The sequence below is a fragment of the Novosphingobium sp. PC22D genome (genome assembly GCF_002556635.1).
Classification (GTDB): domain Bacteria; phylum Pseudomonadota; class Alphaproteobacteria; order Sphingomonadales; family Sphingomonadaceae; genus Novosphingobium.
On sequence record NZ_MWMO01000009.1, the window covers coordinates 141,086 to 164,871 of the forward strand.

Sequence of the window (23,786 nt, forward strand, 5' to 3'; positions counted from 1 at the left end):
CCGCGCTTCGCGTGCCGCTTGGAGGTCGCTGATGCTGGGGCGTTCGGCAAACGGCGTGTTCTGGATGGCGCGCTACCTCGAGAGGGCGGAAAACACCGCGCGGCTGATCGACGTCGGCTTCCATCTCGCGCTCACCCGCGGCGACCGTTCGTCGCAGGAGGAAGAGTGGAAGTCGGTGCTCACCACCACCGGCCAACTCGAGGACTATTCGGAAAAGCACACCGAGTTCTTCGGACCGCAGGTGTTCAACTACCTGCTGCGCGATCGTGACAATCCCGCCAGCGTGCTGCAGATGATCGAGTTCGCGCGGACCAACGCGCGGATGGTCCGCACCAGCATCACCGACGAGGTCTGGGAAGCGATCAACGAAACCTGGATGACGCTGCGCGACGTGCTTTCGCGACCCGTGCGCGAGACCAACCTCGGCGACGTGCTCTCGACCATCCGCAGCCAGGCGACGCTCGTGCGCGGGGCGATGGAAGGCTCGATGCTGCGCAACGACGTGTTCAACTTCGCCCGGATTGGCACCTTCATCGAGCGGGCCGACAGCACCGCGCGCATCCTCGATGTAAAGTACTACGTGCTGCTGCCGTCGGTCGCCTGGGTGGGCTCGAGCCTCGACAACGTCCAGTGGGACACGCTGCTGCGTTCGGTCGCGGGCGACCGCGCCTATTCGTGGCTCAATGCCGGAACCATGGACCCGCGCGAGATCGCGCGCTTCCTGATCCTCGACGGTCGGTTCCCGCGCAGCCTGGCGTTCTGCTACGACAAGGTGCGCAGCAACATGGCGGGCATCGCCATGCAGTATGGCGGCGAGACCGAGGCGCACGAACTGCTGCGCGACGCCGGGGCGCAGCTCCACCAGCTCGACATCGAGCAGATCTTCGACCGGGGCCTGCACGAGTTCCTTCAGGACGTCATCGCCAAGACCAACCGCATCGGCGCGTGCATCGCGGCCGAATACCGCTTCATCGAATAGGCAGAAGACCCGTGGAACTCGCGATCTCGCACACCACCCGCTACCGCTTCTCGCAGCCCGTGTCCTACGGTTTGCAGCGTCTGCGTCTGCGTCCGAAATCGACGCACGGGCAGGAAGTGCTCGATTGGGACATGCATTTCGAGGGCGCGAAGATCGAGGCCGAGTACGACGACCAGAACAATAATCACGTCGTTCTCGTCTCGATCGAGCCGGGCGTTCAGAACGTGGCGGTCACCTGCAAGGGGCTCGTCGCCACGGTCGACAAATCGGGCGTGATCGGCGAGCACTGCGGCCATATGCCGCTTTGGTGTTTCCTGCGCCCCACGCCGCTGACCCGGGCCGGGCTCAAGGTTCGTGCGCTGGTTGCCGGGGTCGAAGCCGACAAATCGAAGCCAATCGAGTTTCTTCATGCGCTTTCGACGGCGGTCGCCGAGGCGGTCGAATACGAGCCCGGCAAGACCTCGACCGACACCAGCGCGGAGCAGGCGCTCACGGCGGGACACGGGGTCTGCCAGGATCACGCCCACATCTTCATCAGCGCGGGACGGCTGCTCGACATTCCGATGCGTTATGTCGGTGGTTACCTCAAGATGGAGGATCGCGTCGATCAGGATGCCGGGCACGGTTGGGCAGAGGCCTATGTGCAGGGGCTCGGCTGGGCTGGCTTCGACGTTTCGAACGGCATGTGCCCGGACGAGCGCTACGTCCGCGTCGCGACCGGTTGCGACTATTCCGAGGCCGCGCCGGTGAAGGGCATCGACGTCGGTACTGGGGAAAGCTCGCTCGAAGTCCATTTGTCTGTCGAGCAGAAGATGGTAGGTCAGCAGCAGCAACAGAGCTCGGGCGGGCAGCAGCAATCGCAGGGCGGCTGAAAAAAGCTGAAAAGGGTATTCGACTGGTCGTTCTGCCATCAGGGAGGGGGCAGCAGCCAGGGGGGGTAAAGGCATTCTGGCATGACCTATTGCGTCGGCATGATTCTCGATCGCGGCTTCGTGATGATGAGCGACACCCGCACGAATTCGGGCGTCGACAACATTTCCACTTTCCGCAAGATGTTCCGCTGGTCGGTTCCCGGCGAGCGCATCATCACGCTGATGACCGCGGGCAACCTCGCCACCACCCAGGCCGTCGTCAGCCAGCTCGAAGAACGCAACAAGGCGCCTTCCGAACGGCAGAACTCGCTGCTCGAGGCCGAGACGATGTTCCAGGTCGCGACCATCGTCGGCGACCTCCTGCGCGACGTGATCTCGTTGCGGGCGAGCGACAACGGGCATAGCGGCTCGGGTCCGTTCGGCGCCTCGATCATCGTGTGCGGTCAGATCAAGGGCATGGAGCCGCGGCTGTTTCTCGTCTATCCCGAGGGCAACTTCATCGAGGCGAGCTTCGATACGCCGTTCTTCCAGATCGGCGAGACCAAATACGGCCGCCCGATCCTGATCCGCGGCTACGAGGCAGACATGAGCTTCGAGGAAGCGGTGAAGCTGCTCATGGTCTCGTTCGATTCGACGATCAAGGCGAACCTCTCGGTCGGCCTGCCGCTCGATCTGCTGGTCGTCGAACGCGACCGCTTCGAGCCGCTGCACGAACGCCGGATCGAAGCGACCGATCCCTATTTTCAGGCGATCTCGACCGGCTGGGGCGAAGCACTCAAGCAGGCATTCCATGCCTTGCCCGATTACGTCATCAACGATGCCGAGCCCGTGGCGCGCAAACCGCAACCCGTCCTCCCGGCTTGACCCTTGCTGCGCCCGGTCTTGCAGCCTGAGGTATGAGACCGCCGTTCCCGTCGCAACTCCGCTTGCTCTAGCCCACCCGCTTCTGTGATACACCGCGTATCGTAGAACGCGCCGGCCCTGACCGGTGCGGATGGAGAGAGGCGAGTATGACGACCCGGAGCATCGAGGACCTGGACCTCTACACGCTGCCCTGGAACGCCCCCGGTTTTTCCGCCAATCCCTGGCCCGAGTTCGAGAAGGCGCGGGCGAAGCATCCGTGGCTGGCAAGGACCGACCAGGGCTATGCCGTCTTCGGGCTGCACGCGATCCGCGATCTGATGGGGCGCGACGACGTCATGCGCCCCTCGTTCGACGGCATCGCCGAGATCATGGACTGCAAGGACTCGCCCTGGGGCCGGTTCTGCCAGGAACAGATGATCGCGCTGCCCGACCGCGAGCACCGGCTCTTGCGCGACGCCTTCGCACGCAAGTTCACCCCGCGTTACGCCAACCAGCTTCGCCCGGTGATGCGCGCCACGATGGAGCGGCTGCTGAGCGAATGGACGCCGCGCGAGCACATCGATTTCGAGGAGTTCGCCTCGTACTATCCGGTCGCCGTCACCGCGCAGATGCTGGGCGCGCCGGTCGAGGCGATCCCGGGGTTGCGCAAGTCGATGGAAGTGATGGGCCTCGCCTTCTCGATGGACAAGACCAAGGTTCCCGCGCTCGACGCCGCGTTCGAGCACCTCGATGCCTTCGCGCACGAGCTGCTCGCCGAGCGCCGGGCCAACCCGCGCGATGACGCCGAGCCCGACCTGCTGGACATGCTCGTCGACGCCGGGGTCGAGAGCGAGGTCAGCGACCGGCAGCTTGCCGATCTCGTGATCTTCCTGTTCGTCGCAGGCTACGACACCTCGAAGAACGTGCTCACCTACATGATGCACCTCATGCTCAAAAATCCCGAAATCTACGAGCGTTGCGCACAGGACCTCGACTATTGCCGCAAGGTCGTCGAGGAGACCCTGCGGATATTCAATCCGAGTTCGGCCTTCCGCGTGACGACGGCGGATCTCGAATACGACGGGGCGCTGATCCCCGCGGGGACGATGCTGTTCTTCAATCTCAATGTCTCGGGCCGCGACCCGGAGCTGTTCGAGAATCCCGACCGCTTCGATCCCGACCGTCCGATCGTGCCCGGCAACCGTCACGTTGCTTTCGGCATGGGCAAGCACATGTGCCTTGGCCAGTACATCGCCCGCGCACAGCTTCAGGAGGGTATCCACCTCATCGCCCGGCACATGCAGGCCCCGCGTCCCGATGGGGAGCCGGGATGGCGGCCGTTTCCCGGCGTGTGGGGCATCAAGGGCCTGCCGATCGAGTTCACCCCGGCATGAGCGCGCAGGCAAAGGCCGGCGTCGCCCCAGCCGCGAATGCGCAAGGCTGGCTCCAAAGGACTCGCGAGCTCGGTCCGCTGATCGACGGCGCGGCCAAGGTCCATGAGATCGACTGCGAACTCGCGCCCGAGGTCGTCGCGGCGATGGACCGTGCGGGCATCTTCGCGATGATGGTGCCAAGCGAGCTGCGCGGCGCCGAAGCGCATCCGCGCGACCTGATCGATGTGATCTCCGAGCTTTCCTACTGGGACGGCTCGGCCGGATGGTATGCGCATGCGGTGATGACGGGCGGCTCGGTGGCGGGCGCGTTCCTTGGGGATCGCGCGGTCGAAGCGATCTTCCCGGGCGGGCGCTTCGTCCATGCGGCGGGGCAGGCGGCGCCGACGGGCCGGGCGGTGCGCGAAGGCGAGGGCTATCGCATCTCGGGGCGCTATTCGTTCGGCTCGGGCACGCCGCACGCGCAGTACATCGTCGGCGGCTTCGTGCTCCACGAGGGCGGCGAGCCGGTGCGCGGGCCGGGCGGGCAGCCGGTCATGCTGATCGGGCTCGCCCCGCGCGAGACCGTCACCTTCCGGGGCAACTGGGACGTCATGGGGCTGCGCGGCACCGGGTCTTATGATTTCACCGTCAACGAGCAGGTGCTGCACGAGGACTTTTTTCACAACCCGTCCGCGCCGGTACAGCGACGGGGCGGCACGCTCTACCGAATGGGCTTCATGGCGCTGCCATGCATCTCGCACGGCGCCTTCGCGGTGGGCGCGACCCGCCGCATTCTCGACGAGTGGCGCCGTTTTGCGAGGACGAAAGTCCGCGCCGACGGCAAGCCCGCTAGCGAGATGGCGACGTTCCACCGCGACATCGCCGTCCATCTTGCCGATGCGCGCGCCGCCGAGGCTTATTTCCGCGACACGTTCGACAGCCTGTTCGAGGCGGCCGGGCAGGGCACGATCACCGAGGACATGCGCGTCGACGGCCGCTTGTCGACGAGCCACGCGTTCGTCGTCGCGATGCGCGTCGCCCAGGCCGCCTATGCCGCCTGCACCACCACCGCCCTACGCAACGGCAGCCCGATCCAGCGCGCGTTTCGCGACATCTGCGCGGGCAACGCGCATTTCCTCACCGCCGAACAATCGCTGATCGACGCCGGGGCAGTGGTCGCGGAGGCCGAAGGAGCGATGCTGGTCTTCTGAGCCGCCGCGCTCGGATTGACCCCGATGCGGGAAGCTGTGATGCTGCGCGGACCGCATCACGGGGCTTTCACGACCGATGATCGACGATCGCATGAAGGCCCGCATCGCGGGTTTCGCCTATCTGGTCACGATCGCGGCCGGTATCTTCGCAGAGGCGATCGTGCGGGGATCGATCCCGACGCGTGGTGATCCGCCTGCCGCCTTGCGCGCCGTTGCCGAGGGGCAGACCCTCTATCGGCTCGGGGCGATTGCCGACATCGCGATGCTTTCGGCCTATATCGTCGTCACCGTCCTTCTGTTCGAGCTCCTGCGCCGCTCCGGTCGATCGCTGGCCTTGAGCGCGGCGGCATTCAGCCTCGTGGGAATCGCGGTTCTGGCGGCCAACCTGCTGCTTCATCTGACGCCGCTGGCTCTCCTCGACGCGGGTCTGCCCGGCAGGGCCGATCTTGCGCTGCTCGCCTTGCGGCTCCACGGCGCGGGCTACAACGTGAGTCTCGCCTTCTTCGCCGTGTACTGCGTGCTCATTGCCATCCTGCTGTACCGCAGCCGGGCCGTTCCGTTGGCGGTCTCGGTCCTGATGGGAGCCGGCGGACTCGTGCGTATGGCGCTCGTCCTGGTCTGGTTCGTGGGGCCGGAAACATCCGCGCTCGTCCCCGGATTCCTCAGGCTCGTTCCCTTGCTCGGAGAAGCCTCGCTTGCCTTGTGGTTGACGCTGTTCGCGATATCGACACGCCCGAGCGGGCCGTCAGGCTAGCGCTGGCTGCACCTGAGGTCGATGATCCGCGAGTGCAGGTAGCTCACCGAGCCGCCTTCGCGCGCGATCTCGTCCTCGATGCAGGCCTCGCGCGATTCAGGCTTGCGGCGCGGCTCGCCACGGACGAGGCGATCGACTTCGCGCACTTCGCGCTGCTCGATCCTGCTCAGGTCTTCCAGCTTGCGGCGGCCGTTGGCGATCATGATGTAGTTGTTGATCGCGCGCTGCTCGTTGTAGATCTGCGCCGCGCCCGGCTGTGGCACGGCGCAGAGCGTCGCTGCCAATGCGAGCAGGACCTTCCGCATAGCTGTTCTCCACTGGCGCACGCGGCGCGGCGCGGTGGCGGATTTGCCGCGCGCCCGATACACCGGCGCTGAACCGCTATGGTTTACGCCTTTGCAGGGTCCCAGACCAGCGGCAGGTTGCGGATCGAGAGCAGGCCGGGGAAGACCGTCGTGTCCGCGCCGGGTTTGACCCGGAATTCGGGAATCCGCTTGAACCATTCCTCCAGCAGCACGCGCAGCTCGCGCCGCGCGAGGTGCGCGCCGAGGCAGGTGTGGATGCCGCCGACGAAGGTGAAGTGGCGATTGCCCTTGCGCTCCGGATTGAAGGTGCGCGGGTCCTCGAAACGCGCCGGATCGAAGTTGCCCGAGGGATTGAGGCAGGAGAAGCTGTCGCCCTTCTTAACCTGAATCCCGTGCCATTCGAAATCCTTGGTCGCGGTGCGCGCCGAGGACAGGATCGGCTGGGTGCGCAGGAATTCCTCGACCGCCGAGTTGATGATCTCGGGATTCTCGCGGATGCGCTGCTGCAGTTCGGGCTGGAGCGCCATGCGGCGATACATCTGCGCGATCGTCGCCGCGACCGTGTCGAGCCCGCCGAGCCAGAGGAACCAGACGATGCCGATCTTCTCGTCCTCGGTCAGCGGGCGCCCCTCGATCTCGCCGTGGACGATCGAGGAGGTGAGGAACGGGTCCGGATTGGCTTCCTTCTCGGCGATGAAGCCGCGCAGGAACTTGAGCACGTTGGACAGCGCCCACTGCATCTTTTCGAGGCTGCCCGAGTGCAGGATGTTCCACTCCCACTCGAGGAAGTCGTCGAACATCTCCTTGGGGAAACCCATCAGGCCCATGAAGATCCGCACCGGGAAGACTCGCGCGAAATCCCAGGCCATGTCGACTTCGCCCTTGTCGGCGATTTCCTCGATCATCTCGACGCAGACCTTGCGGATCTCGGGCTCGAGATCGCGGGTGATCCGCGCGGGCGAGAAATAGGGCCACAGGAACATGCGGTACTTGGCGTGGTCGGGCGGGTCGATCGCGAGCGGGATCGACTTGAAGGTCTCGCCGATGAGGCGCTGGAATTCGGCCGTGCCTGCGTTCGAGAAATGCTCGTTGTCGGTATAGACCCGGTCGATGTCCTCGTAGTGCGTGACCACCCAGTTGCCCTGCCGCGCGCCCGAGATGGCGCCGAGCCCCATCATCGAGGGCTTGTTGTAGAGCAGGCGGGGAATGTCCGGGTGGTTGAGGAACTCGCACGGCTCGTAAGGATCGACGAGGTCGTTTGGGACCGATCCCATCGCGAAATTCAGATCGACCTTGCGATCTTCAGGGACGTTTTCCGGCGCGTCGAATTCGGCGCGGACGGCATCGAGTGTCAGTGCTTGCGTCATTGGTCATGGCTCTCCCATGCGTGGCTATGCCTCCCTGCAAAGCGCCCCGCAAGCGTGCCTGCGGTCTGTCTCGCCAGGGCCCGGATTCATCGTGTCGGCGTTGGCAAACCGATTGAAATGAACCCATGGCGCGCCGAAGTGAGAACTTTGTTCTACCGGGAGAAGTCCGATGGCTGAAGCCGACACCAAGGAGATGGCGCAGAACGCCAAGAAGTACTGGTCCGCCGAGGGGTACACCGAGGGCGGCGTGATCCGCGAAGTGGATTACGCAAGCCAGTCGGGCGGGCTCGATCCGATGTTCGAGGGCATCAAGATCGTCGACACCGACACCCACATCACCGAGGCGCCCGACCTGTTCACCAGCCGCGCGCCCGCCGCGCTCAAGGACAAGATGCCGCGCATAGAGCGGGTCAACGGAACCGACCGCTGGTTCATCGGCGACCGCGACTTCGGAACGCTGGGCGGCAACGTGATCCGCGCCGACAACAACAAGCTGCTCGGCCGGCTCGCCTTTCCCAAGCTCGAGCAGGCGCACCCGGGCGGGCACCAGATCAAGGAGCGGCTCCAGGCGATGGACGACATGGGCGTCCATGCGCAGATCTGCTACCAGAATTCGGGCGTCACCCAGGCCGGTTCGCTGATGAGTCTGGGCGATCCAGACCTCGCGCTCAAGATCGTGCAGATCTACAACGATGCCTCCGCCGAATACCAGGAAGCGAGCGGGCAGCGCATCTTCAACATGGCGCACCTGCCGTTCTGGGACCAGAAGGCGCTCGAGGCAGAAGCGAAGCGCTGCCACGAGATCGGCCTCAAGGGCTTCGTCCTGCCCGACACGCCCGAGCGGGTCGGCGTGCCCAGCTTCAACCACGATTACTGGACCCCGTTCCTCGAGATGTGCGAGGCGACCGGCATGCCGCTCAACTTCCATCTCAACGCGGCGATTGATCCCAACACGCTGACCTGGGAAGGCTTCAAGTTCGAGCAGACGCTTTCGGTGGTCGCGACGATGTTCTCGATCGGCAATGCCGCGACGCTGGGCAACTGGATGGTCTCGGGCCGACTCGACCGCCATCCCGGCCTCAAGATCGGCCTTATCGAAAGCGGCGCGGGCTGGGTGCCCTTCGCGGTCGAGGCGCTGGAGCACCAGTTTCGCGAGATGCTGCCGATCATGCGCGACGTGCTCAAGAAGCAGCCCTGGGACTACTTCCACGATCACTTCTTCTGCACCTTCTGGTTCGAGAAGATCGCGCCCAAGCACCTGCTCGAGATCATCGGCGTCGACAACGTCATGTTCGAGACCGACTTCCCGCATCCGACCTCGCTCTATCCGGGCGTGCAGGAGCACCTCAAGGACGTGCTCGGCGGGCACAGCTACGAGGTGCGCAAGAAGGTGCTGCAGGATAACGCGGTGCGGCTCTACAACCTGCCGTTCTGACCGGGTTCGGCCAGCGGGGGCCAAGAGGGCGGGGCGGCATGCGCGCGCCTCGCCCTTTTTTCGCGTTGCATGAGTCCGCCATGCACGATTTTTCGCTGGAAGTGGCCTTTCTGGATACGACGACAAAGCAGTCGGAGCCCATCCCCGACCTCGCTCGGCCTGATCGCTTCGCACGACTTTTGCGGCGGCAGACTTGCGCTACGTGCCCATCAGCAGCGGACGTTGGCGAGATTCGCGCTCGCATCCGCTCAGACCGGGCGCGGGCGTGAGCGATGGCCGCGGCCTTCGGCGAAATTCGCGTCATTGCCCCAGGCTCGCTCCCGCCCTAGCGGCAGAAGTCTGCGGCGTCCGCCTCGAGGTGGAAGTGGTTTTTGTGCGCTGCGTTGTAGTTGGGGCCGAGCGTGGTGCCGAAGCGCTTGCAGGCGCTATCGTGGACGACGCGCAGGAAGCGGCGCTCCGCGGATGTGCCGTTCGTCCAGTCGTTGAGCACGCTTACGCGCCGCCCGTCCTCGAGGACGAAGGCGCCGACGTCGATCGCGTTGCCCTTGGCATGGCCCGACAGCCTGCTGGTGCCCGCGACCGTGCGGCAGTTGTAGCTGCCCATGGTCTCGATCCGCGCGAGCGGGCTGCCCAGGATCTGGCGCGCCGCCCGATCGACGCCGAAGCGCGCCCACCCGGCGAAGGCGCTCGCCACCTCGCAAGTGACAGGACCGAGATTGGTCAGGGTGAATTCGCCCATGTCGCCCTGGAGGCTCGCCAGCCGGACCGAGCCGAGCGTCGAGCAGCCGCCGCCGTAATAGCGGTCGGGCAGGGGCGTGAACTCGGCGCGCGACTGGTCGAGGTCGGCCAGGCACTGGCGCGTCGCGGGCCGGGGTGTCGCGACTCGCGTCGATTGCCGTACGGTCTCGCGCTTGCCGCTTCCGCCGCCCGAGACCTTGGGGATGTCGATACAGCCGCCGAGACTCGCCAGAAGCGGCAGCACGATCAGGAACTTGCGCATGGCTCGATCGTCCCATGCCGTGGTTAACATAACCTTGCCGCCTGACGGTTTTCAGGCCCTGCCATTGTGCCGCATCGCGTCGTTGGCGCCCATAGCGCACGCGGCCGGGGGCATTCGAATTGTGGATAAGCGGCGCGCCGAGAACGGCCCGGCCCTTCTGCTCTACGCAGCTTTCCGGAGCCATCGGCTCGGCCCGTTCGTCCCAAAGCGCGATTGACATTCTGCGGTGCGACCTTAAGTGCGCCCTCGGGCCACGCGGTCCCAACGCCGCGCGAGCTCTCTGCAAGGAGAGTCTTAAATGACTGACATTACCAAGCCGGCGCGCAAGCCTGCGCGTCCGTATTTTTCTTCCGGTCCCTGCGCCAAGCCGCCGGGATACTCTCCCGAAAAACTCGCCACGCAGTCGCTCGGCCGCTCGCATCGCGCGAAGATCGGCAAGGCGCGGCTGGCCTATTGCATCGAGCTGATGCGCGAAGTGCTGGGCCTGCCCGATACGCACCGCATCGGTATCGTGCCCGGCTCGGACACCGGCGCCTTCGAGATGGCGATGTGGAGCATGCTCGGCGCGCGCGGCGTGACGACGCTTGCCTGGGAAAGCTTCGGCGAGGGCTGGGTGACCGACGCGGTCAAGCAGCTCAAGCTCGAACCGACGGTGATGCGCGCCGATTACGGCCAGCTCCCCGATCTCGACAAGGTCGACTGGTCGGACGACGTGCTGTTCACTTGGAACGGCACCACCTCGGGCGTGCGCGTACCCGACGCGGAGTGGATTCCCGAGACTCGCGAGGGCCTGTCCTTCGCCGACGCCACCAGCGCGGTCTTCGCCTACGACATCGACTGGACCAAGATCGATGTCGCCACCTTCTCCTGGCAGAAGGTGCTGGGCGGCGAGGGCGGCCACGGCGTGCTGATCCTCGGCCCCCGCGCGGTCGAGCGGCTTGAGAGTTACACGCCGTCCTGGCCGCTGCCCAAGGTCTTCCGTCTCACCAAGGGCGGCAAGCTTTCGGAAGGCGTGTTCAAGGGCGAGACGATCAACACCCCCTCGATGCTCGCGGTCGAGGACGCGATCTTCGCGCTCGAATGGGCCAGGGGGCTCGGCGGGCTCGACGCGCTCAAGGCGCGCTCGGCCGCCAATGCCCACGCGCTCGACAAGATCGTCGCCGAACGGGACTGGCTGGGCCATCTCGCGACCGACAGCGGCACGCGCTCGCGCACCTCGGTGTGCCTCACCGTCGAAGGCGCCGATGCCGACTTCATCAAGAAGATGGCCAAGCTGCTCGAGGACGAAGGCGCGGCCTACGACGTCGCCGGCTATCGCGACGCGCCTGCGGGTCTGCGCATCTGGTGCGGCGCCACGGTCGAGACCCAGGATATCGTCGATCTCGGCCCCTGGCTCGACTGGGCCTACGCAAGCGCCAAGAGCGCCTGAACCCGAATTCATTCGTCATCCCGGCGAAAGCCGGGATCGCTCTCGGTTTTTCGCCGGCTCCGCGCACCATCGACAGCGATCCCGGATCGAGTCCGGGATGACGCATCCAAAGGAATTACCATGACCAAGCCCCGCGTACTCATCTCCGACAAGATGGACCCCAACGCCGAACGCCTGCTCAAGGAAGGCGGCTGCGACGTCGATGTCATCACCGGCGAGACTCCCGAACAGCTCATCGCCCGCATCGGCGACTACGATGGTCTCGCCATCCGCTCCTCGACAAAGGTCACCAAGGAAGTGCTCGCCGCGGCGAAGAATCTCAAGGTGATCGGCCGCGCCGGGATCGGCGTCGACAACGTCGACATCCCCGCTGCCTCGGCGCAGGGCGTGGTGGTGATGAACACCCCGTTCGGCAACTCGATCACCACCGCCGAACACGCGATCGCGATGATCTTCGCACTCGCGCGCCAGATTCCGGAGGCCAACGCGCAGACCCAGCAGGGGCTCTGGCCCAAGAGCGGGTTCATGGGCGTCGAGGTGACCGGCAAGACGCTCGGCCTGATCGGCGCGGGCAACATCGGCTCGATCGTCGCCAGCCGCGCGCTCGGCGTGCGCATGAAGGTCGTGGCCTACGATCCCTTCCTGACGCCCGAGCGCGCGATCGAGCTGGGCGTCGAGAAAGCCGATCTCGACACGCTGCTCGCCAAGGCGGACTTCATCACGCTGCACACGCCGCTGACCGACCAGACCCGCAACATCCTCTCGGCCGAGAATCTCGCCAAGACCAAGAAGGGCGTGCGTATCGTCAATTGCGCGCGTGGCGGCCTGGTCGACGAGGCGGCGCTCAAGGAAGGGCTTGAATCGGGCCACATCGCCGGCGCTGCGCTCGACGTGTTCCAGACCGAGCCTGCCAAGGAATCGCCGCTGTTCGGAACCAAGAACTTCATCTGCACGCCGCACCTGGGCGCCTCGACCAGCGAGGCGCAGGTGAACGTCGCATTGCAGGTGGCCGAGCAGATCGCCGACTACCTCGTCAACGGCGGCATCACCAACGCGCTCAACGTGCCCTCGCTCAGCGCCGAGGAAGCGCCCAAGCTGCGGCCCTACATGGCGCTCGCCGAGAAGCTCGGCAGCCTCGTCGGCCAGCTTGCCCACGGCAATCTCGACAAGATCTCGATCGAGGTCGAGGGCGATGCCGCCCAACTGAACCAGAAGCCGATCACCGCAGCGGTGCTCGCCGGCATGATGAAGCACTATTCGCAGTCGGTGAACATGGTCAACGCGCCCTACCTCGCCAAGGAGCGCGGGATCGACGTGCGCGAGATCCGGCATGACCGTGAGGGCGTCTACCAGACGCTGGTGCGCGTCACCGTCGCCACCAGCCAGGGCGACCGCTCGGTCGCGGGCACGCTGTTCGGCGCCGACAACCCGCGACTGGTCGAGATCTTCGGGATCGGCATCGAGGCCGAACTGACCGGCGACATGCTCTACATCGTCAACGAGGACGCGCCGGGCTTCATCGGCTCGATCGGCTCGCTACTCGGCCAGAACGGGATCAACATCGGCACCTTCCACCTCGGCCGCCGGGTCGCAGGCGGCGAGGCGATCCTGCTGCTCTCGCTCGACAACGCGATTCCCGAAAGCGTGATGAAGCAGGCCAACGAACTGCCCGGCGTGAAGCTGGTCAAGTCGCTGGCCTTCTGAGCCAGGCTCGACGAATCGGAGCGCGGGCATGGGGTTCGACTCCGGCCCGCCTTCCGGCTAAGGGCGCATCCGCGATGCAGGACACCGACCGCGATCTTCTGCCCGAGGGGCTTGGCGACCGTCTCCCGAAATCCGCCGCCGCCGCCACGCGCGTGCGGCGCGCGGCGCTCGATGTGCTCGATAGCCACGGCTACGACCGGGTCGAGACGCCGACGATCGAATTCGAGAGATCGATGGCCAGCCGCATGGCGGGCGTGCAGCCGCGCCGGATGTTCCGCTTCGTCGACCCGCTGAGCCTGCGCACGCTGGCGCTGCGTTCGGACATTACCGCGCAAGTCGCGCGGATCGCGGCGACCGGGCTCGCCGCCAGGGCACGCCCGCTGCGGCTGTGCTACGCGGGGCAGGTCGTCACGATCAAAGGCGACGGTCTCGATCCGGTTCGTGAGCGCCTGCAGCTTGGCGCCGAACTGATCGGCAGCGATACCGTTGCCGGCGCCGCCGAGATCGTGGCGGTGGCGATCGAGGCGCTTCAGGCCGCGGGCGCGCGCGGGATTTCGATCGATTTCACGCTTCCCGATCTCGTCGATACGCTCGCGGCCGAGGCCATGCCGCTGGCGCCCTCGCAGATCGAGGCGGTTCGCCGCGAGCTCGACGCGAAGGACGCGGGCGGGCTCGTCGATGCGGGCGGCAAGGCGTACCTGCCGCTGCTCTATTCGGTCGGGCCGTTCGCGAGCGCGATCGAACGGCTCGCCGAATTCGACGTCGGCGGTGCGCTTGCGAGTCGCATCGCGGGATTGCGCGAGATCGCCGCGCGCGTCGGCGACCGGGCGCGGCTGACTCTCGATCCGTCCGAACGGCACGGCTTTGAGTATCAGTCGTGGTTCGGTTTCACCGTCTACGCCGAAGGCCTGCCGGGTGTGCTGGGGCGCGGCGGCAGCTATCGCATACTCGGCATCGACGAGCCGGCGATCGGCTTCTCGCTCTATCCCGACCCGTTGATCGACGGCTTCGCCGACAAGCTCGACGACGGCAAGATGCTGTTCCTTCCGCTCGGCCACGACGCCGAGGTCGCGGTTCGCCTTCGCGCCATCGGCTGGCGCACGCGCGCGGCCCTCTCGGAAGGCGACGATCCGATCGCGCTGGGCTGCTCGCACCGGCTCGAAGGCGGCGAGGCGGTTCCGCTCGGCACCTGACACCGGCGGATCGATGCGCTAGGCTCGTGTTCGGCCGGGAGGGGAACCGATGACATGAGCGATTTCGCAACGGTCGAAGCGCAGATCAGGCAGCTCTATGCGGATTATGCCGACGCCGTGTGGCGCCAGGATACCGAGGCCTTCGGCGCCTGCTTCACGGATGATGCCGAGTGGCGCATCTCGGGCCGTGTCCTGGCCGGGCGCGCACAGATCACCGCCGGGATCGGTGCCATCTTCACCGATATGAAACGCGTGCTGATGACGTTCGGCACACCGCTGCTCACTGTCTCCGGCGAACAAGAGGCCGAAGGCCGCGTCTACGTGACCGAGCATTGCGCCTGGCATTCGCGCGGACCCAACATCAACATCGGCCGCTACTTCGACCGGTACGTGCCGAGCGGGGATCGCTGGCGCTTTTCATGGCGGATGTTCCAGTTGCTCTACACCGGCCCGCCCAACCTTTCGGGCACCTTCTTCGACCAGCCAGACTTCGGCGCCCCGCCGGGCATGCCCCCGCTCGACGAAGTGCCGCCCGATCTGACCCGGCGCGCGTGGGCGGAGAGCTGAGCCGGGCGGGTGAGGGCTCGTGTTCCGCAGGCGTCCTTGTCGGGATCTTCTGCGCGGAAGACCGCGGCCGGGATCGACTTCCCGCCATAGGCAGTTGCCCCCGTCTCCGCCTTCCCCTAGGGCGCGCAGGTTTGGATTCCATAGGGACTTGAAGGCTTGGCCAACGTAACCGTGATCGGCGCCCAGTGGGGCGATGAGGGCAAGGGCAAGATCGTCGACTGGCTCGCCAGCCGCGCCGATGCCGTCGTTCGTTTCCAGGGCGGCCACAATGCCGGCCATACGCTCGTCGTGGGCGACGAGGTCTACAAGCTGAGCCTGCTGCCCTCGGGCATCGTCACCGGCACGCTCTCGATCATCGGCAACGGCGTGGTGCTCGATCCCTGGGCGCTCAAGGCCGAGGTCGAGAAGCTGAGCGCGCAGGGCGTCGAGATCAACGACGACAACTTCGCGATCGCCGACAATTGCCCGCTGATCCTGCCGATCCACCGCGAGCTTGATGGGCTGCGCGAGGCCGCCGCCGGTGCGGGCAAGATCGGCACCACCGGGCGCGGGATCGGCCCGGCCTACGAGGACAAGGTCGGCCGCCGCGCGATCCGCGTGTGCGACCTCGCGCACCTCGACGCGCTCGAACCGCAGCTCGATCGGCTCTGCGCGCACCACGACGCGCTGCGCGCCGGCTTCGGCGAACCGCCGGTCGACCGCGCCGCGCTGATCGAGGCGCTCAAGGAGATCGCGCCCTACGTGCTGCAGTTCGCCCAGCCGGTATGGAAGCGTCTCAAGAAGGTGCGCAAGGCCGGCGCGCGCATCCTGTTCGAGGGCGCGCAGGGCGTGCTGCTCGATGTCGACCACGGCACTTATCCCTTCGTCACCAGCTCGAACACGGTCAGCGGCACCGCCGCGAGCGGATCGGGGCTGGGGCCCTCGGCGACCGGCTTCGTGCTCGGCATCGTCAAGGCCTATACCACGCGCGTGGGCTCGGGACCGTTTCCGACCGAACTCGACGATGACGACGGCCAGAAGCTGGGCGAGCGCGGCCACGAGTTCGGCACCGTCACCGGCCGCAAACGCCGCTGCGGCTGGTTCGACGCGGTGCTGGTGCGCCAGTCCTGCGCGATCTCGGGCGTGACCGGCATCGCGCTGACCAAGCTCGATGTGCTCGACGGGTTCGATGTGGTGAAGGTCTGCACCGGCTATCGCCTGCGCGGCAAGATCCTCGACTATTTCCCGAGCCACGCCGCCGATCAGGCCGAGGTCGAGGCGATCTACGAGGAAATGGAAGGCTGGCGCGAAACCACCGCGGGTGCACGCTCGTGGGCGGACCTGCCGGCGCAGGCGATCAAGTACATCCAGCGCGTGCAGGAACTCATCGAAACGCCCGTCGCGCTCGTGTCCACCAGTCCGGAGCGCGAGGACACGATCCTCGTGCGCGACCCCTTCCAGGACTGAGCCGATGCGCCGGTCCGCCCTCGCTGCGCTGGCGCTCGCGGCGCTGGCGGGCGCGGCGACGGCGCAGGACGGCGGCGAGGCGCTGCCGCTGGTCGACCATGTCGTGGTCGACAAGAGCGAGCGGACGCTCACCGCCTATGCGCAAGGCAAGCCGCTGCGCACCATCGAAGGCATCCAGCTCGGCGACGCGCCCGTGGGGCACAAGCGCTTCCAGGGCGACGAGCGCACGCCCGAAGGCCGCTACGTGATCGATTGGGGCAATCCGCGCAGCGCCTATACGCTCTCGCTGCACATCTCCTACCCCAATGCGGCGGACCGCGCCTATGCCGCCTCGCTCGGGCGCGATCCGGGCGGGATGATCATGATCCACGGCCAGCCCACGGGCATGGCGGGACGGATGGCGGGCGACTGGACCGACGGCTGCATCGCGGTCTCGAACGAGGAGATCGCCTGGCTGTGGCAAACGGTGCCCGACGGCGCGGTGATAGACATCACGTCCTGACCGCCGGATGCGCGCTCAGAAGTCGATGGCGATGCCCTTTTTCACCCAGTCGCCGTAGCGCGTGGGAGAGAGACCGTCTGGGTCTTCCTCGCCGTCCGGCGCGGCCCTGGGCTCGGGCGGAGGCGTGTTGCTCCAGTGGGCGGGCTTCTCGAATGTCTTCGGGCGCTGGGTTGTACGCTGGGTCATGCCTGCAATGTGGAGCGGGTGGCGGTGCAATGCAATCCGCACTAGGGCGAGGCGATGGACATACTCGGACTGCCCGCGCGGCGCGCGGCGCTTACGATGCTCGATGCCGTGCTGCGACGGGGCGAGACGCTCGATCAGGCCGCGCACATGGCGCTGCGCCGCGTGCGCGCGGACGCGGACCGCGCACTGGCCCGCGCGATCGTTTCCGAAACGCTGCGCTGGAAGGTCGATCTCGACGCTCTGATCGACGGCGCCACGCGGCAGCTCCTGCCCGACGACGCCAAGCCGCGCGCGGTGCTCGAACTGATGCTGGCGCAAGTGCTGCGGCTCGAAACGCCGGCCCATGCCGTGATCGCCACCGGGTTGCCGTTGCTCGCGGGCGGCCCGCGACGGCTGGCGCACGGCGTCTTCTCGACGCTGACGAAGCGCGGCGTCAAGCTTCCCGCCGTGCCGAGTCTGCCTGAGGACACCGCGCGGCGCTGGGGCGCGCGCGCGCAGGCGATCGCGGCTGGGCTCGCCGCGCCGCCGCCGCTGGATCTTTCGCTTCGCGATACCGCCGAAACCCAGACCTGGGCCGAAAAGCTCGGCGGCACGTCGCTCGCGCCCGGCCACGTGCGCCTGCCACGCGGTACCGCGGTTGAGGATCTTCCGGGCTTCGTGGACGGGGCATGGTGGGTGCAGGATCTCGCGGCGAGCCTGCCTGCGCGCCTGCTCGGTCCGGGGCAGGGGCGTCGCGTGCTGGACTTGTGCGCCGCGCCGGGCGGCAAGACGCTGCAACTGGCGGCCGCGGGCTGGCAGGTCACGGCGCTCGATGCCAGCAAGCGCAGGCTCGAGCGGCTTCGCGAGAACCTGTCGCGGACCCGGCTCGGCGCGGATGTGGTCGTCGCCGATGCACTCGCATGGGATTCGGACGCACGCTTCGATGCCATCCTGCTCGATGCGCCGTGCACCGCGACGGGGACGTGCCGCCGCCACCCCGACGTTCTGCACCGAATCTCGTCCCGCCAGATCTCCGAAATGGCCGAGTTGCAGGCCCGCCTTCTTGAGCGCGCCGCATCTTGGCTCGCGCCCGGCGGCACGCTGGTCTACGCCGTGTGCTCGCTGGAGCGCGAGGAGGGCGAAGCGCAGGCCGAACACGTGGCCCTGCCGCGCAGTCCGATCACGCAGGCCGAACTGCCCGAAGGTCTGGCGCCGAGCGCGGAGGGCTGGCTGCGAACCGATCCGGGCATGCTCGCGGAGGCGGGCGGCCTCGACGGCTTTTTCATCGCCCGCTGGCGGACATGATCCGGCGTTGACCGCGAGCTGACGCGTGGTGCAAGCTTCGCGGCTACAAAACGGGGCACGTGGATGATTGCGGCACTGCGAAGGCTCAGAACGGCGGCCGGAGGGGTGACCGCGTCCGAGTGGCTGCTCGTCGCCGTCGAGACGTTCTTCGTTGTCGTCGGCGTCTTCATCGCCTTCGAACTGGGGCAGTGGGCCGAAGACCGCAAGGACAAGGCGCAGGTGGAGCGCCTGCTCGAACGGCTGCTGAACGATGCCCGCAGCGCCGTGAACGAGATCGAGGGACATCACGATTTCAGCGTGACCATGCTGGCGCGGGCGCGGCCTATCGCGACCGAGTTTTCCGCCGGCAGATGTCCTGAAGACATCGGTGACCCGGGCGCGCTCGCGACACGACTGAGCGGAATGAACCCGCCAATGTCCGCCTATACCGAACTCGTGAACACGATCGGGCTTTCTGCGCTTCCCGACGAGGCGACGAAGCAGGCCGTCGTCAGTTACGCCTATCAGGTCAACTTTCTGAACGCCGCCTTCGCGGAGCTGCGCGAACAGAGCGGACCCTTGCTTTCTCCCCGCGATCCGCGAGTCAGCTTTCCGATGACGGACCGGCCCGTCGATCGATACAGGACGACCTGGCAAGCGGGACCTGAAGAGCCCGTCGCCACCTACGACAGGGATGCGCTCTGCGCCGATCCCGCGTTCCGTCAGGCTTACACCTATGCGGTCAAGGAACTGGAACTTGCAACCTTGCTGCGCGCGGACACGCTCGCGATCCTGGCCAGCACTTGCGAGCGGATCGGCGCCCATGTCGGAGAGCTGTGCATGACGAAGACGATGAAGGCGCGAATGGGCCGCGAACGCACGCAGGGCCTGATGGACCTCGTGACGCGTTACCGCAACCGCTGAACGGGAGCCGCTGCGCGGGGCGGCGCGTCGCTTTCGCGTGGCGCGCCGCCGGGCAAGGCCTCAGGCCGGACGCATGCGCCGGCGTTGCCAGAAGAACAGGGCCGCCAGTGCCAGGCCGAACAGGCCAACCGTCCCGGGCTCGGGCACGTCGGTTCCGCCCGATGAGCTGCTCGATCCGCCCGGCGTCGGGTCGGTGGGCGAGGGGTAGTAGCCGCCGTTATAGGTGCCCACGTGCATCTCGCCGTTCTGCACCAGCGAGCCGAACACCGCCGAACCCTGGATGTAGTTGCCCGTCGTCGCGTTGGCTTTCGGGGCGAGAACCGAGCCGCCCCAGGCCGTCGTCACCGACATGTCGGTCGCATCGGGGAAGTTCCAGATGACGTGTTCGCCAAGGTTGTTCGTGCCGCCGAGGAAGTTGTCGTTCAGGGTGATCGAGCCGCCGGTGACATTGACGATCGCAGTGTCCGCGCCGTTGAGGTTGAACTGGATCTCGCCGATGGAGTCGAGGTCGGATGCCGCGATGTTGAACACCGCGACGCCGTCGGCATCGGGCTGGGCGTTGAAGGTGCCGCGGTTGCCGTTGATGGCGAGCGTGCTGTTCGCATCGAGCGTGCTCAGCGAGTGGCTGAGACCCGTCATCGAGGTTTCGATCAGGCTCGCCTGCTGGTTGAGATCCTGGATGAAGCCCGGGTCCGACGCGGCGAGGCCCGAATTGACCGTGTTGCTGTTGACGTTGGTGTTGCTGATCGTCCCGCCGACCTGAACCGTCTGCGGGCTGCCGTTGAGGTTGAACCCGCTGTTGACGTTGCCGCCGACCACCGCGCCCGAGCCGTTGTTCAGGTTCTTGGTGTTGCCGTTGACGTCGCCCACGACCGTCAGGCCCGGAACGCCCGTGCCCGAGTCGACCGTGCCGCTGATCTGATAGTTCGACGAGGTGCCGTTGAGATCGCCGCCCACGAACGTGCGGCCCTCGACCTCGGAGCTCGAGGTCAGGTCGCCCAGCACCACCAGGTTCCAGGTGCGCAGCACGTCGGTGCCCGCGATCATGCTGGAATCGGCCAACGCCGGTGCGGTCGAGAGGACGGCAGCGACGGCCGTAAGGGAGAGAGCTGAGGAACGAAACAGTTTCACGATCAGGGTGCCCCGCATAGTGATATCGATTGGTCGGCGGGTCCTTAATGAGGCTTCACCCTGTTCGGAAACGTTAACATGGCGCTGTCTCCCAGCGAGACATTTCCCGCGCAGCCGCTGAACGTTAGGGATTTTTTCAGGTTTTCACTCTCGCCTGAAAGCTCTTGCGCAGCTTCATCAGCTTGGGCGGGATCACTGCCAGGCAGTAGGGATTGCGCTGTCCTTCGCCTTCCCAGTATTCCTGATGATAGTCCTCGGCCGGATACCAGGTGGCCGGTCCCTCGATGGTCGTGACCACGCGGCCGTCGTTCTCTTCATTACTGCGGGCGATCGCCGCTTCGGCCTCGGCACGCTGGGCGGCGTCGAGCGGGAAGATCGCCGAGCGGTATTGCGTGCCGATGTCGTTGCCCTGGCGGTTGAGCTGCGTGGGATCGTGCGTTCCCATGAAGACATCGAGGATCTCGGCATAGGAAATCGTCTCGGGATCGAACGTCACCCTGATCGCCTCGGCATGGCCGGTGGCGCCGGTGCAGATCTGCTTGTAGGTGGGGTTTTCGACCGAGCCGCCGATGTAGCCGCTTTCGACCTCGGTCACGCCGATCACGTCGCGGAACACAGCCTCGGTGCACCAGAAGCACCCGCCTGCAAGAATTGCCGTTTCCATATCTGCTCCAAAAGCTTGGTGTCGTTTCGTCGCAAAACTAGATAGAGGCGCATGCCGCGCTTGTCATGGTCGCGGCTTAGGTTAGATTCGCTTCCAGAGAACATCCCGGGAGAAACCGATGCGCCGTTTTCTGATCGCCATTTCCACCTCGCTGGGCCTGATTGCCTCTCCCGTGACCGCCGAGACGGTCGACGAAGCGGCGAGCACCGAGGCCTGTGAAGGCTGCGGCGCGTTGCTCGAACTGGCGGCCGCCAGCCCCGCCCGCAAGGACGACTCGGGGCGCGACAAGTTTCGCCATCCGATCGAGACGCTCTCGTTCTTCGGCGTGCGGCCCGACATGAAGGTCGGTGAATACGCCCCCGGCGGCGGCTGGTACACGCGCATGCTCGCCCCCTATCTCGCGGGCGAGGGCGAACTGGTCGGCCTGTTCTACGATAGCGGCGCCACCGGTATTCCCGAACGCTACCGCAAGGGCGTGCCCGACCAGGTGACGAAGTTTCCCGAGAATGCCGCAGGCTCGCTTGCCAAGCCGGGGGCAAAGGTCGCGGCATTCTCGCTCGACGCCGTGCCCGACGGGCAAGCCGGGACGTTCGACCGCATCCTCGTGATGCGCATGATGCACAACATGATGCGCTGGGGCATCGCCGCGAGCGAACTCAAGACGATGGCCACACTGCTCAAGGACGACGGCATGCTGGGCATCGTCCAGCACCGCGCCAAGGCCGACGCGCCCGACGACTACGTCGACGGCAGCAAGGGCTATTTGCGCGAGGCCGACGTGATCGACTTCGTCGAGGCGCAGGGCTTCGATTTCGTCGGCAAGTCCGAAGTCAATGCCAATCCCAAGGACACCGCCGATTACGAGAGCGGCGTGTGGACCCTGCCGCCCTCGCTCGCGAAGAAGGATGAGGACAAGGCCAGGTACGAAGCGATCGGCGAGAGCGACCGGATGACGCTGCTGTTCCGCAAGGCATCCTGACCGCGGCTCGGATCGAGGTGGACTTCGCGTCCCGCGCGAAATAGGGCGCGGCCATGGCCGAAATAACCGTCGCTGCCCTCCAGCTCGCACTCAATTCCGCCGACGAGGCGGAGAACATCGCCGCCGTTTCCGCGCTCGTCGAGCAGGCGGCGGGCGAGGGCGCACAGATCGTGCTGCCGCCCGAGCTCTTTTCCGGCCCCTATTTCTGCAAGGTCGAGGAAGAAGAGCTCTTCGCGCTCGCCAGGCCGACCGCCGATCATCCGTCGGTCGTGGCGATGCAGGCGCTTGCCGGCAAGCTGGGCGTTGCCATCCCGACCAGCTTCTTCGAGCGCGACGGGCACCATTATTACAACACGCTCGCGATGATCGGCCCGGACGGCGCGATCATGGGCACCTACCGCAAGAGCCATATTCCCGACGGCCCGGGCTACGAGGAGAAGTACTACTTCCGCCCGGGCAACGACGGCTTCAAGGTCTGGGACCTGTTCGGCACGCGCATCGGCGTCGGCGTCTGCTGGGACCAGTGGTATCCCGAATGCGCGCGAGTGATGGCGCTGATGGGAGCGGAGCTGCTGTTCTATCCCACCGCGATCGGGTCCGAGCCCTACGACGCCGATCTCGATACCAGCCGGATGTGGCGGCGCGCGATGCTCGGCCACGCCGTCTCGAACTGCATGCCGGTGATCGCCGCCAACCGCATCGGCGTCGAGGGCGGACAGGCCTTCTACGGGCACAGTTTCATCACCGACGAGTGGGGCGATTTCCTCGCCGACTATGGCAAGGTGGAAACCGGCGCGCTGGTCGCAACGATCGACCTGGCCCGCGCGGCGAAACACCGGGCGGGCATGGGCTTCTTCCGCGACCGGCGTCCGCAACTTTACGGACGGATAGCGCAGGACGTCTGAGGTTTGGCGCGTCACGGCTATCTCGTCGCGCTGGGTTCGAACATGCGGCACCAGGAACTTGGAAGTCCGCGCGCCGTGCTCGAAGCGGCGCTGCGCGAACTCGATCGCGGTCCGCTCGAACGGCTCGCTCGTTCGCGCATTCACACGACGGCGCCGCTTGGTCCGTCGCGCCGCCGCTTCGCCAATGCCGCCGCCGTGGTGCGCACCGCACTCGACCCCGAAGCGCTCTTGCGCAGGCTCAAGCGGATCGAGCGTGACTTCGGCCGCAAGGCGCGCGGCCAGAGCTGGCGCGCGCGGGTTCTCGACCTCGACATCGTGCTGTGGACCGGCGGCACGTGGGCCTCGCCCGCGCTTACGATCCCGCACCGGGCCTATCGCCAGCGCCGTTTCGTGCTCGACCCCGCCTGCGAGGTCGCCCCCGAGTGGCGCGATCCGCTGAGCGGCCTCACCACGCGCCACTTGCGCGCCCGCTTGACCAAGCCCCGCCCCGCCCCTAGGTGACCAGCCGAAGCCGCGCGCGGCAAGGGCCCTTAGCTCAGTCGGTAGAGCAACTGACTTTTAATCAGTAGGTCGCTGGTTCGAACCCAGCAGGGCTCACCAACAAGACGTTGAAATAACGATATAAAACGTGGATCGAGGAAGTTCCAAGTAGGCTCCTTACCCCGCTAGGTAACAGCCTAGGTGTTTGGTCCCAGCATGTGATGGTGTAAATTTGTCATCGTCGCAGCGGAGGACCCTATGGGACAGATTCTAC

24 protein-coding genes and 1 tRNA gene are annotated in these 23,786 nt (G+C 66.3%); 19 read left to right on the top strand and 6 right to left on the bottom strand.

Annotated features, from left to right (window positions below):
* Window positions 1-31: 31 nt before the first annotated feature.
* The 6 genes from B2G71_RS14575 to B2G71_RS14600 all read left to right on the top strand — a co-directional run bounded on the left by B2G71_RS14575 (window position 32) and on the right by B2G71_RS14600 (window position 6,032).
* Window positions 32-979, top strand: coding sequence for an alpha-E domain-containing protein (locus tag B2G71_RS14575; RefSeq protein WP_098107071.1), 948 nt, complete (start codon window positions 32-34; stop codon window positions 977-979).
* An 11-nt stretch (window positions 980-990) separates the two neighbouring features.
* Entirely contained in the window at window positions 991-1,851 is an 861-nt protein-coding gene (locus tag B2G71_RS14580; RefSeq protein ID WP_098107073.1) for a transglutaminase family protein, read from the top strand.
* A gap of 81 nt (window positions 1,852-1,932) precedes the next feature.
* The gene (locus B2G71_RS14585) at window positions 1,933-2,715 is read left to right on the top strand and encodes a proteasome-type protease (RefSeq protein WP_098107075.1); all 783 of its coding nucleotides are present in this window, start codon (window positions 1,933-1,935) and stop codon (window positions 2,713-2,715) included.
* Between the two features lie 146 nt (window positions 2,716-2,861).
* Entirely contained in the window at window positions 2,862-4,088 is a 1,227-nt protein-coding gene (locus B2G71_RS14590; RefSeq protein WP_098107077.1) for a cytochrome P450, read from the top strand.
* Window positions 4,085-5,278, top strand: a complete 1,194-nt coding sequence (locus B2G71_RS14595) for a hypothetical protein (RefSeq protein WP_168176371.1) — start codon at window positions 4,085-4,087, stop codon at window positions 5,276-5,278. Before B2G71_RS14590 ends, B2G71_RS14595 begins: the two co-directional genes overlap by 4 nt.
* A 76-nt stretch (window positions 5,279-5,354) precedes the next feature.
* Window positions 5,355-6,032, top strand: coding sequence for a DUF4386 domain-containing protein (locus B2G71_RS14600; RefSeq protein ID WP_098107080.1), 678 nt, complete (start codon window positions 5,355-5,357; stop codon window positions 6,030-6,032).
* Here the strand turns inward: B2G71_RS14600 and B2G71_RS14605 are convergent.
* Complete coding sequence (locus B2G71_RS14605; RefSeq protein ID WP_098107082.1) at window positions 6,029-6,337, bottom strand: hypothetical protein; 309 nt, start codon at window positions 6,335-6,337, stop codon at window positions 6,029-6,031. The genes B2G71_RS14600 and B2G71_RS14605 overlap by 4 nt on opposite strands.
* A gap of 83 nt (window positions 6,338-6,420) precedes the next feature.
* Window positions 6,421-7,704 carry a cytochrome P450 gene (locus tag B2G71_RS14610; protein ID WP_098107084.1) on the bottom strand — a complete coding sequence of 428 codons (1,284 nt, stop codon included), beginning with the start codon at window positions 7,702-7,704 and terminating at the stop codon, window positions 6,421-6,423.
* 169 nt (window positions 7,705-7,873) lie between these two features.
* Between B2G71_RS14610 and B2G71_RS14615 the strand changes: the two genes are divergently transcribed.
* Window positions 7,874-9,139 (top strand): amidohydrolase family protein, encoded by a 1,266-nt coding sequence (locus B2G71_RS14615; protein WP_098107085.1) that lies wholly within the window; start codon window positions 7,874-7,876, stop codon window positions 9,137-9,139.
* A 325-nt stretch (window positions 9,140-9,464) separates the two neighbouring features.
* On the opposite strand, the gene B2G71_RS14620 is transcribed toward B2G71_RS14615, so the two are convergent.
* Entirely contained in the window at window positions 9,465-10,139 is a 675-nt protein-coding gene (locus tag B2G71_RS14620) for an extensin family protein (protein WP_098107087.1), read from the bottom strand.
* 298 nt (window positions 10,140-10,437) lie between these two features.
* On the opposite strand from B2G71_RS14620, the gene B2G71_RS14625 reads away from it, so the two are divergent.
* From B2G71_RS14625 to B2G71_RS14650, 6 genes are all read left to right on the top strand, one after another.
* Window positions 10,438-11,568, top strand: a complete 1,131-nt coding sequence (locus B2G71_RS14625; protein WP_098107088.1) for a phosphoserine transaminase — start codon at window positions 10,438-10,440, stop codon at window positions 11,566-11,568.
* 120 nt (window positions 11,569-11,688) lie between these two features.
* A complete protein-coding gene (gene serA, locus B2G71_RS14630; protein WP_098107089.1) occupies window positions 11,689-13,272 on the top strand; it encodes a phosphoglycerate dehydrogenase in 1,584 nt (527 codons plus the stop codon).
* Window positions 13,273-13,346: 74 nt separating this feature from the next.
* Complete coding sequence (locus tag B2G71_RS14635; protein WP_098107091.1) at window positions 13,347-14,465, top strand: ATP phosphoribosyltransferase regulatory subunit; 1,119 nt, start codon at window positions 13,347-13,349, stop codon at window positions 14,463-14,465.
* 54 nt (window positions 14,466-14,519) lie between these two features.
* The gene (locus B2G71_RS14640) at window positions 14,520-15,032 is read left to right on the top strand and encodes a nuclear transport factor 2 family protein (protein WP_098107092.1); all 513 of its coding nucleotides are present in this window, start codon (window positions 14,520-14,522) and stop codon (window positions 15,030-15,032) included.
* 156 nt (window positions 15,033-15,188) lie between these two features.
* Complete coding sequence (locus B2G71_RS14645) at window positions 15,189-16,478, top strand: adenylosuccinate synthase (RefSeq protein WP_098107094.1); 1,290 nt, start codon at window positions 15,189-15,191, stop codon at window positions 16,476-16,478.
* A 4-nt stretch (window positions 16,479-16,482) separates the two neighbouring features.
* Window positions 16,483-16,980 (top strand): L,D-transpeptidase family protein, encoded by a 498-nt coding sequence (locus tag B2G71_RS14650; RefSeq protein ID WP_098107095.1) that lies wholly within the window; start codon window positions 16,483-16,485, stop codon window positions 16,978-16,980.
* A 15-nt stretch (window positions 16,981-16,995) separates the two neighbouring features.
* Here B2G71_RS14650 and B2G71_RS14655 read toward each other — a convergent pair whose 3' ends face one another.
* The gene (locus B2G71_RS14655; RefSeq protein WP_098107097.1) at window positions 16,996-17,166 is read right to left on the bottom strand and encodes a DUF1674 domain-containing protein; all 171 of its coding nucleotides are present in this window, start codon (window positions 17,164-17,166) and stop codon (window positions 16,996-16,998) included.
* A 54-nt stretch (window positions 17,167-17,220) separates the two neighbouring features.
* On the opposite strand from B2G71_RS14655, the gene B2G71_RS14660 reads away from it, so the two are divergent.
* Window positions 17,221-18,450 (top strand): RsmB/NOP family class I SAM-dependent RNA methyltransferase, encoded by a 1,230-nt coding sequence (locus B2G71_RS14660; RefSeq protein WP_098107099.1) that lies wholly within the window; start codon window positions 17,221-17,223, stop codon window positions 18,448-18,450.
* A 105-nt stretch (window positions 18,451-18,555) separates the two neighbouring features.
* Window positions 18,556-19,353, top strand: a complete 798-nt coding sequence (locus B2G71_RS14665) for a hypothetical protein (RefSeq protein ID WP_098107100.1) — start codon at window positions 18,556-18,558, stop codon at window positions 19,351-19,353.
* A 60-nt stretch (window positions 19,354-19,413) separates the two neighbouring features.
* Here the strand turns inward: B2G71_RS14665 and B2G71_RS14670 are convergent, their stop codons facing one another.
* Both B2G71_RS14670 and msrA read right to left on the bottom strand, forming a co-directional pair.
* Window positions 19,414-20,502: a choice-of-anchor A family protein gene (locus B2G71_RS14670; protein WP_098107102.1), complete on the bottom strand. Its 1,089-nt coding sequence runs from the start codon at window positions 20,500-20,502 to the stop codon at window positions 19,414-19,416.
* 118 nt (window positions 20,503-20,620) lie between these two features.
* Window positions 20,621-21,148: a peptide-methionine (S)-S-oxide reductase MsrA gene (msrA, locus tag B2G71_RS14675; RefSeq protein WP_098107104.1), complete on the bottom strand. Its 528-nt coding sequence runs from the start codon at window positions 21,146-21,148 to the stop codon at window positions 20,621-20,623.
* Between the two features lie 118 nt (window positions 21,149-21,266).
* Here msrA and B2G71_RS14680 point away from each other — a divergent pair, with 118 nt between their 5' ends.
* From B2G71_RS14680 to B2G71_RS14695, 4 genes are all read left to right on the top strand, one after another.
* Window positions 21,267-22,127 (top strand): class I SAM-dependent methyltransferase, encoded by an 861-nt coding sequence (locus tag B2G71_RS14680; protein WP_098107105.1) that lies wholly within the window; start codon window positions 21,267-21,269, stop codon window positions 22,125-22,127.
* Window positions 22,128-22,180: 53 nt separating this feature from the next.
* Window positions 22,181-23,032: an N-carbamoylputrescine amidase gene (aguB, locus tag B2G71_RS14685; RefSeq protein ID WP_098107107.1), complete on the top strand. Its 852-nt coding sequence runs from the start codon at window positions 22,181-22,183 to the stop codon at window positions 23,030-23,032.
* A gap of 3 nt (window positions 23,033-23,035) precedes the next feature.
* Complete coding sequence (gene folK, locus B2G71_RS14690) at window positions 23,036-23,533, top strand: 2-amino-4-hydroxy-6-hydroxymethyldihydropteridine diphosphokinase (protein ID WP_098107109.1); 498 nt, start codon at window positions 23,036-23,038, stop codon at window positions 23,531-23,533.
* Window positions 23,534-23,556: 23 nt separating this feature from the next.
* A tRNA-Lys gene (locus B2G71_RS14695) sits at window positions 23,557-23,632 on the top strand.
* Window positions 23,633-23,786 lie beyond the last annotated feature (154 nt).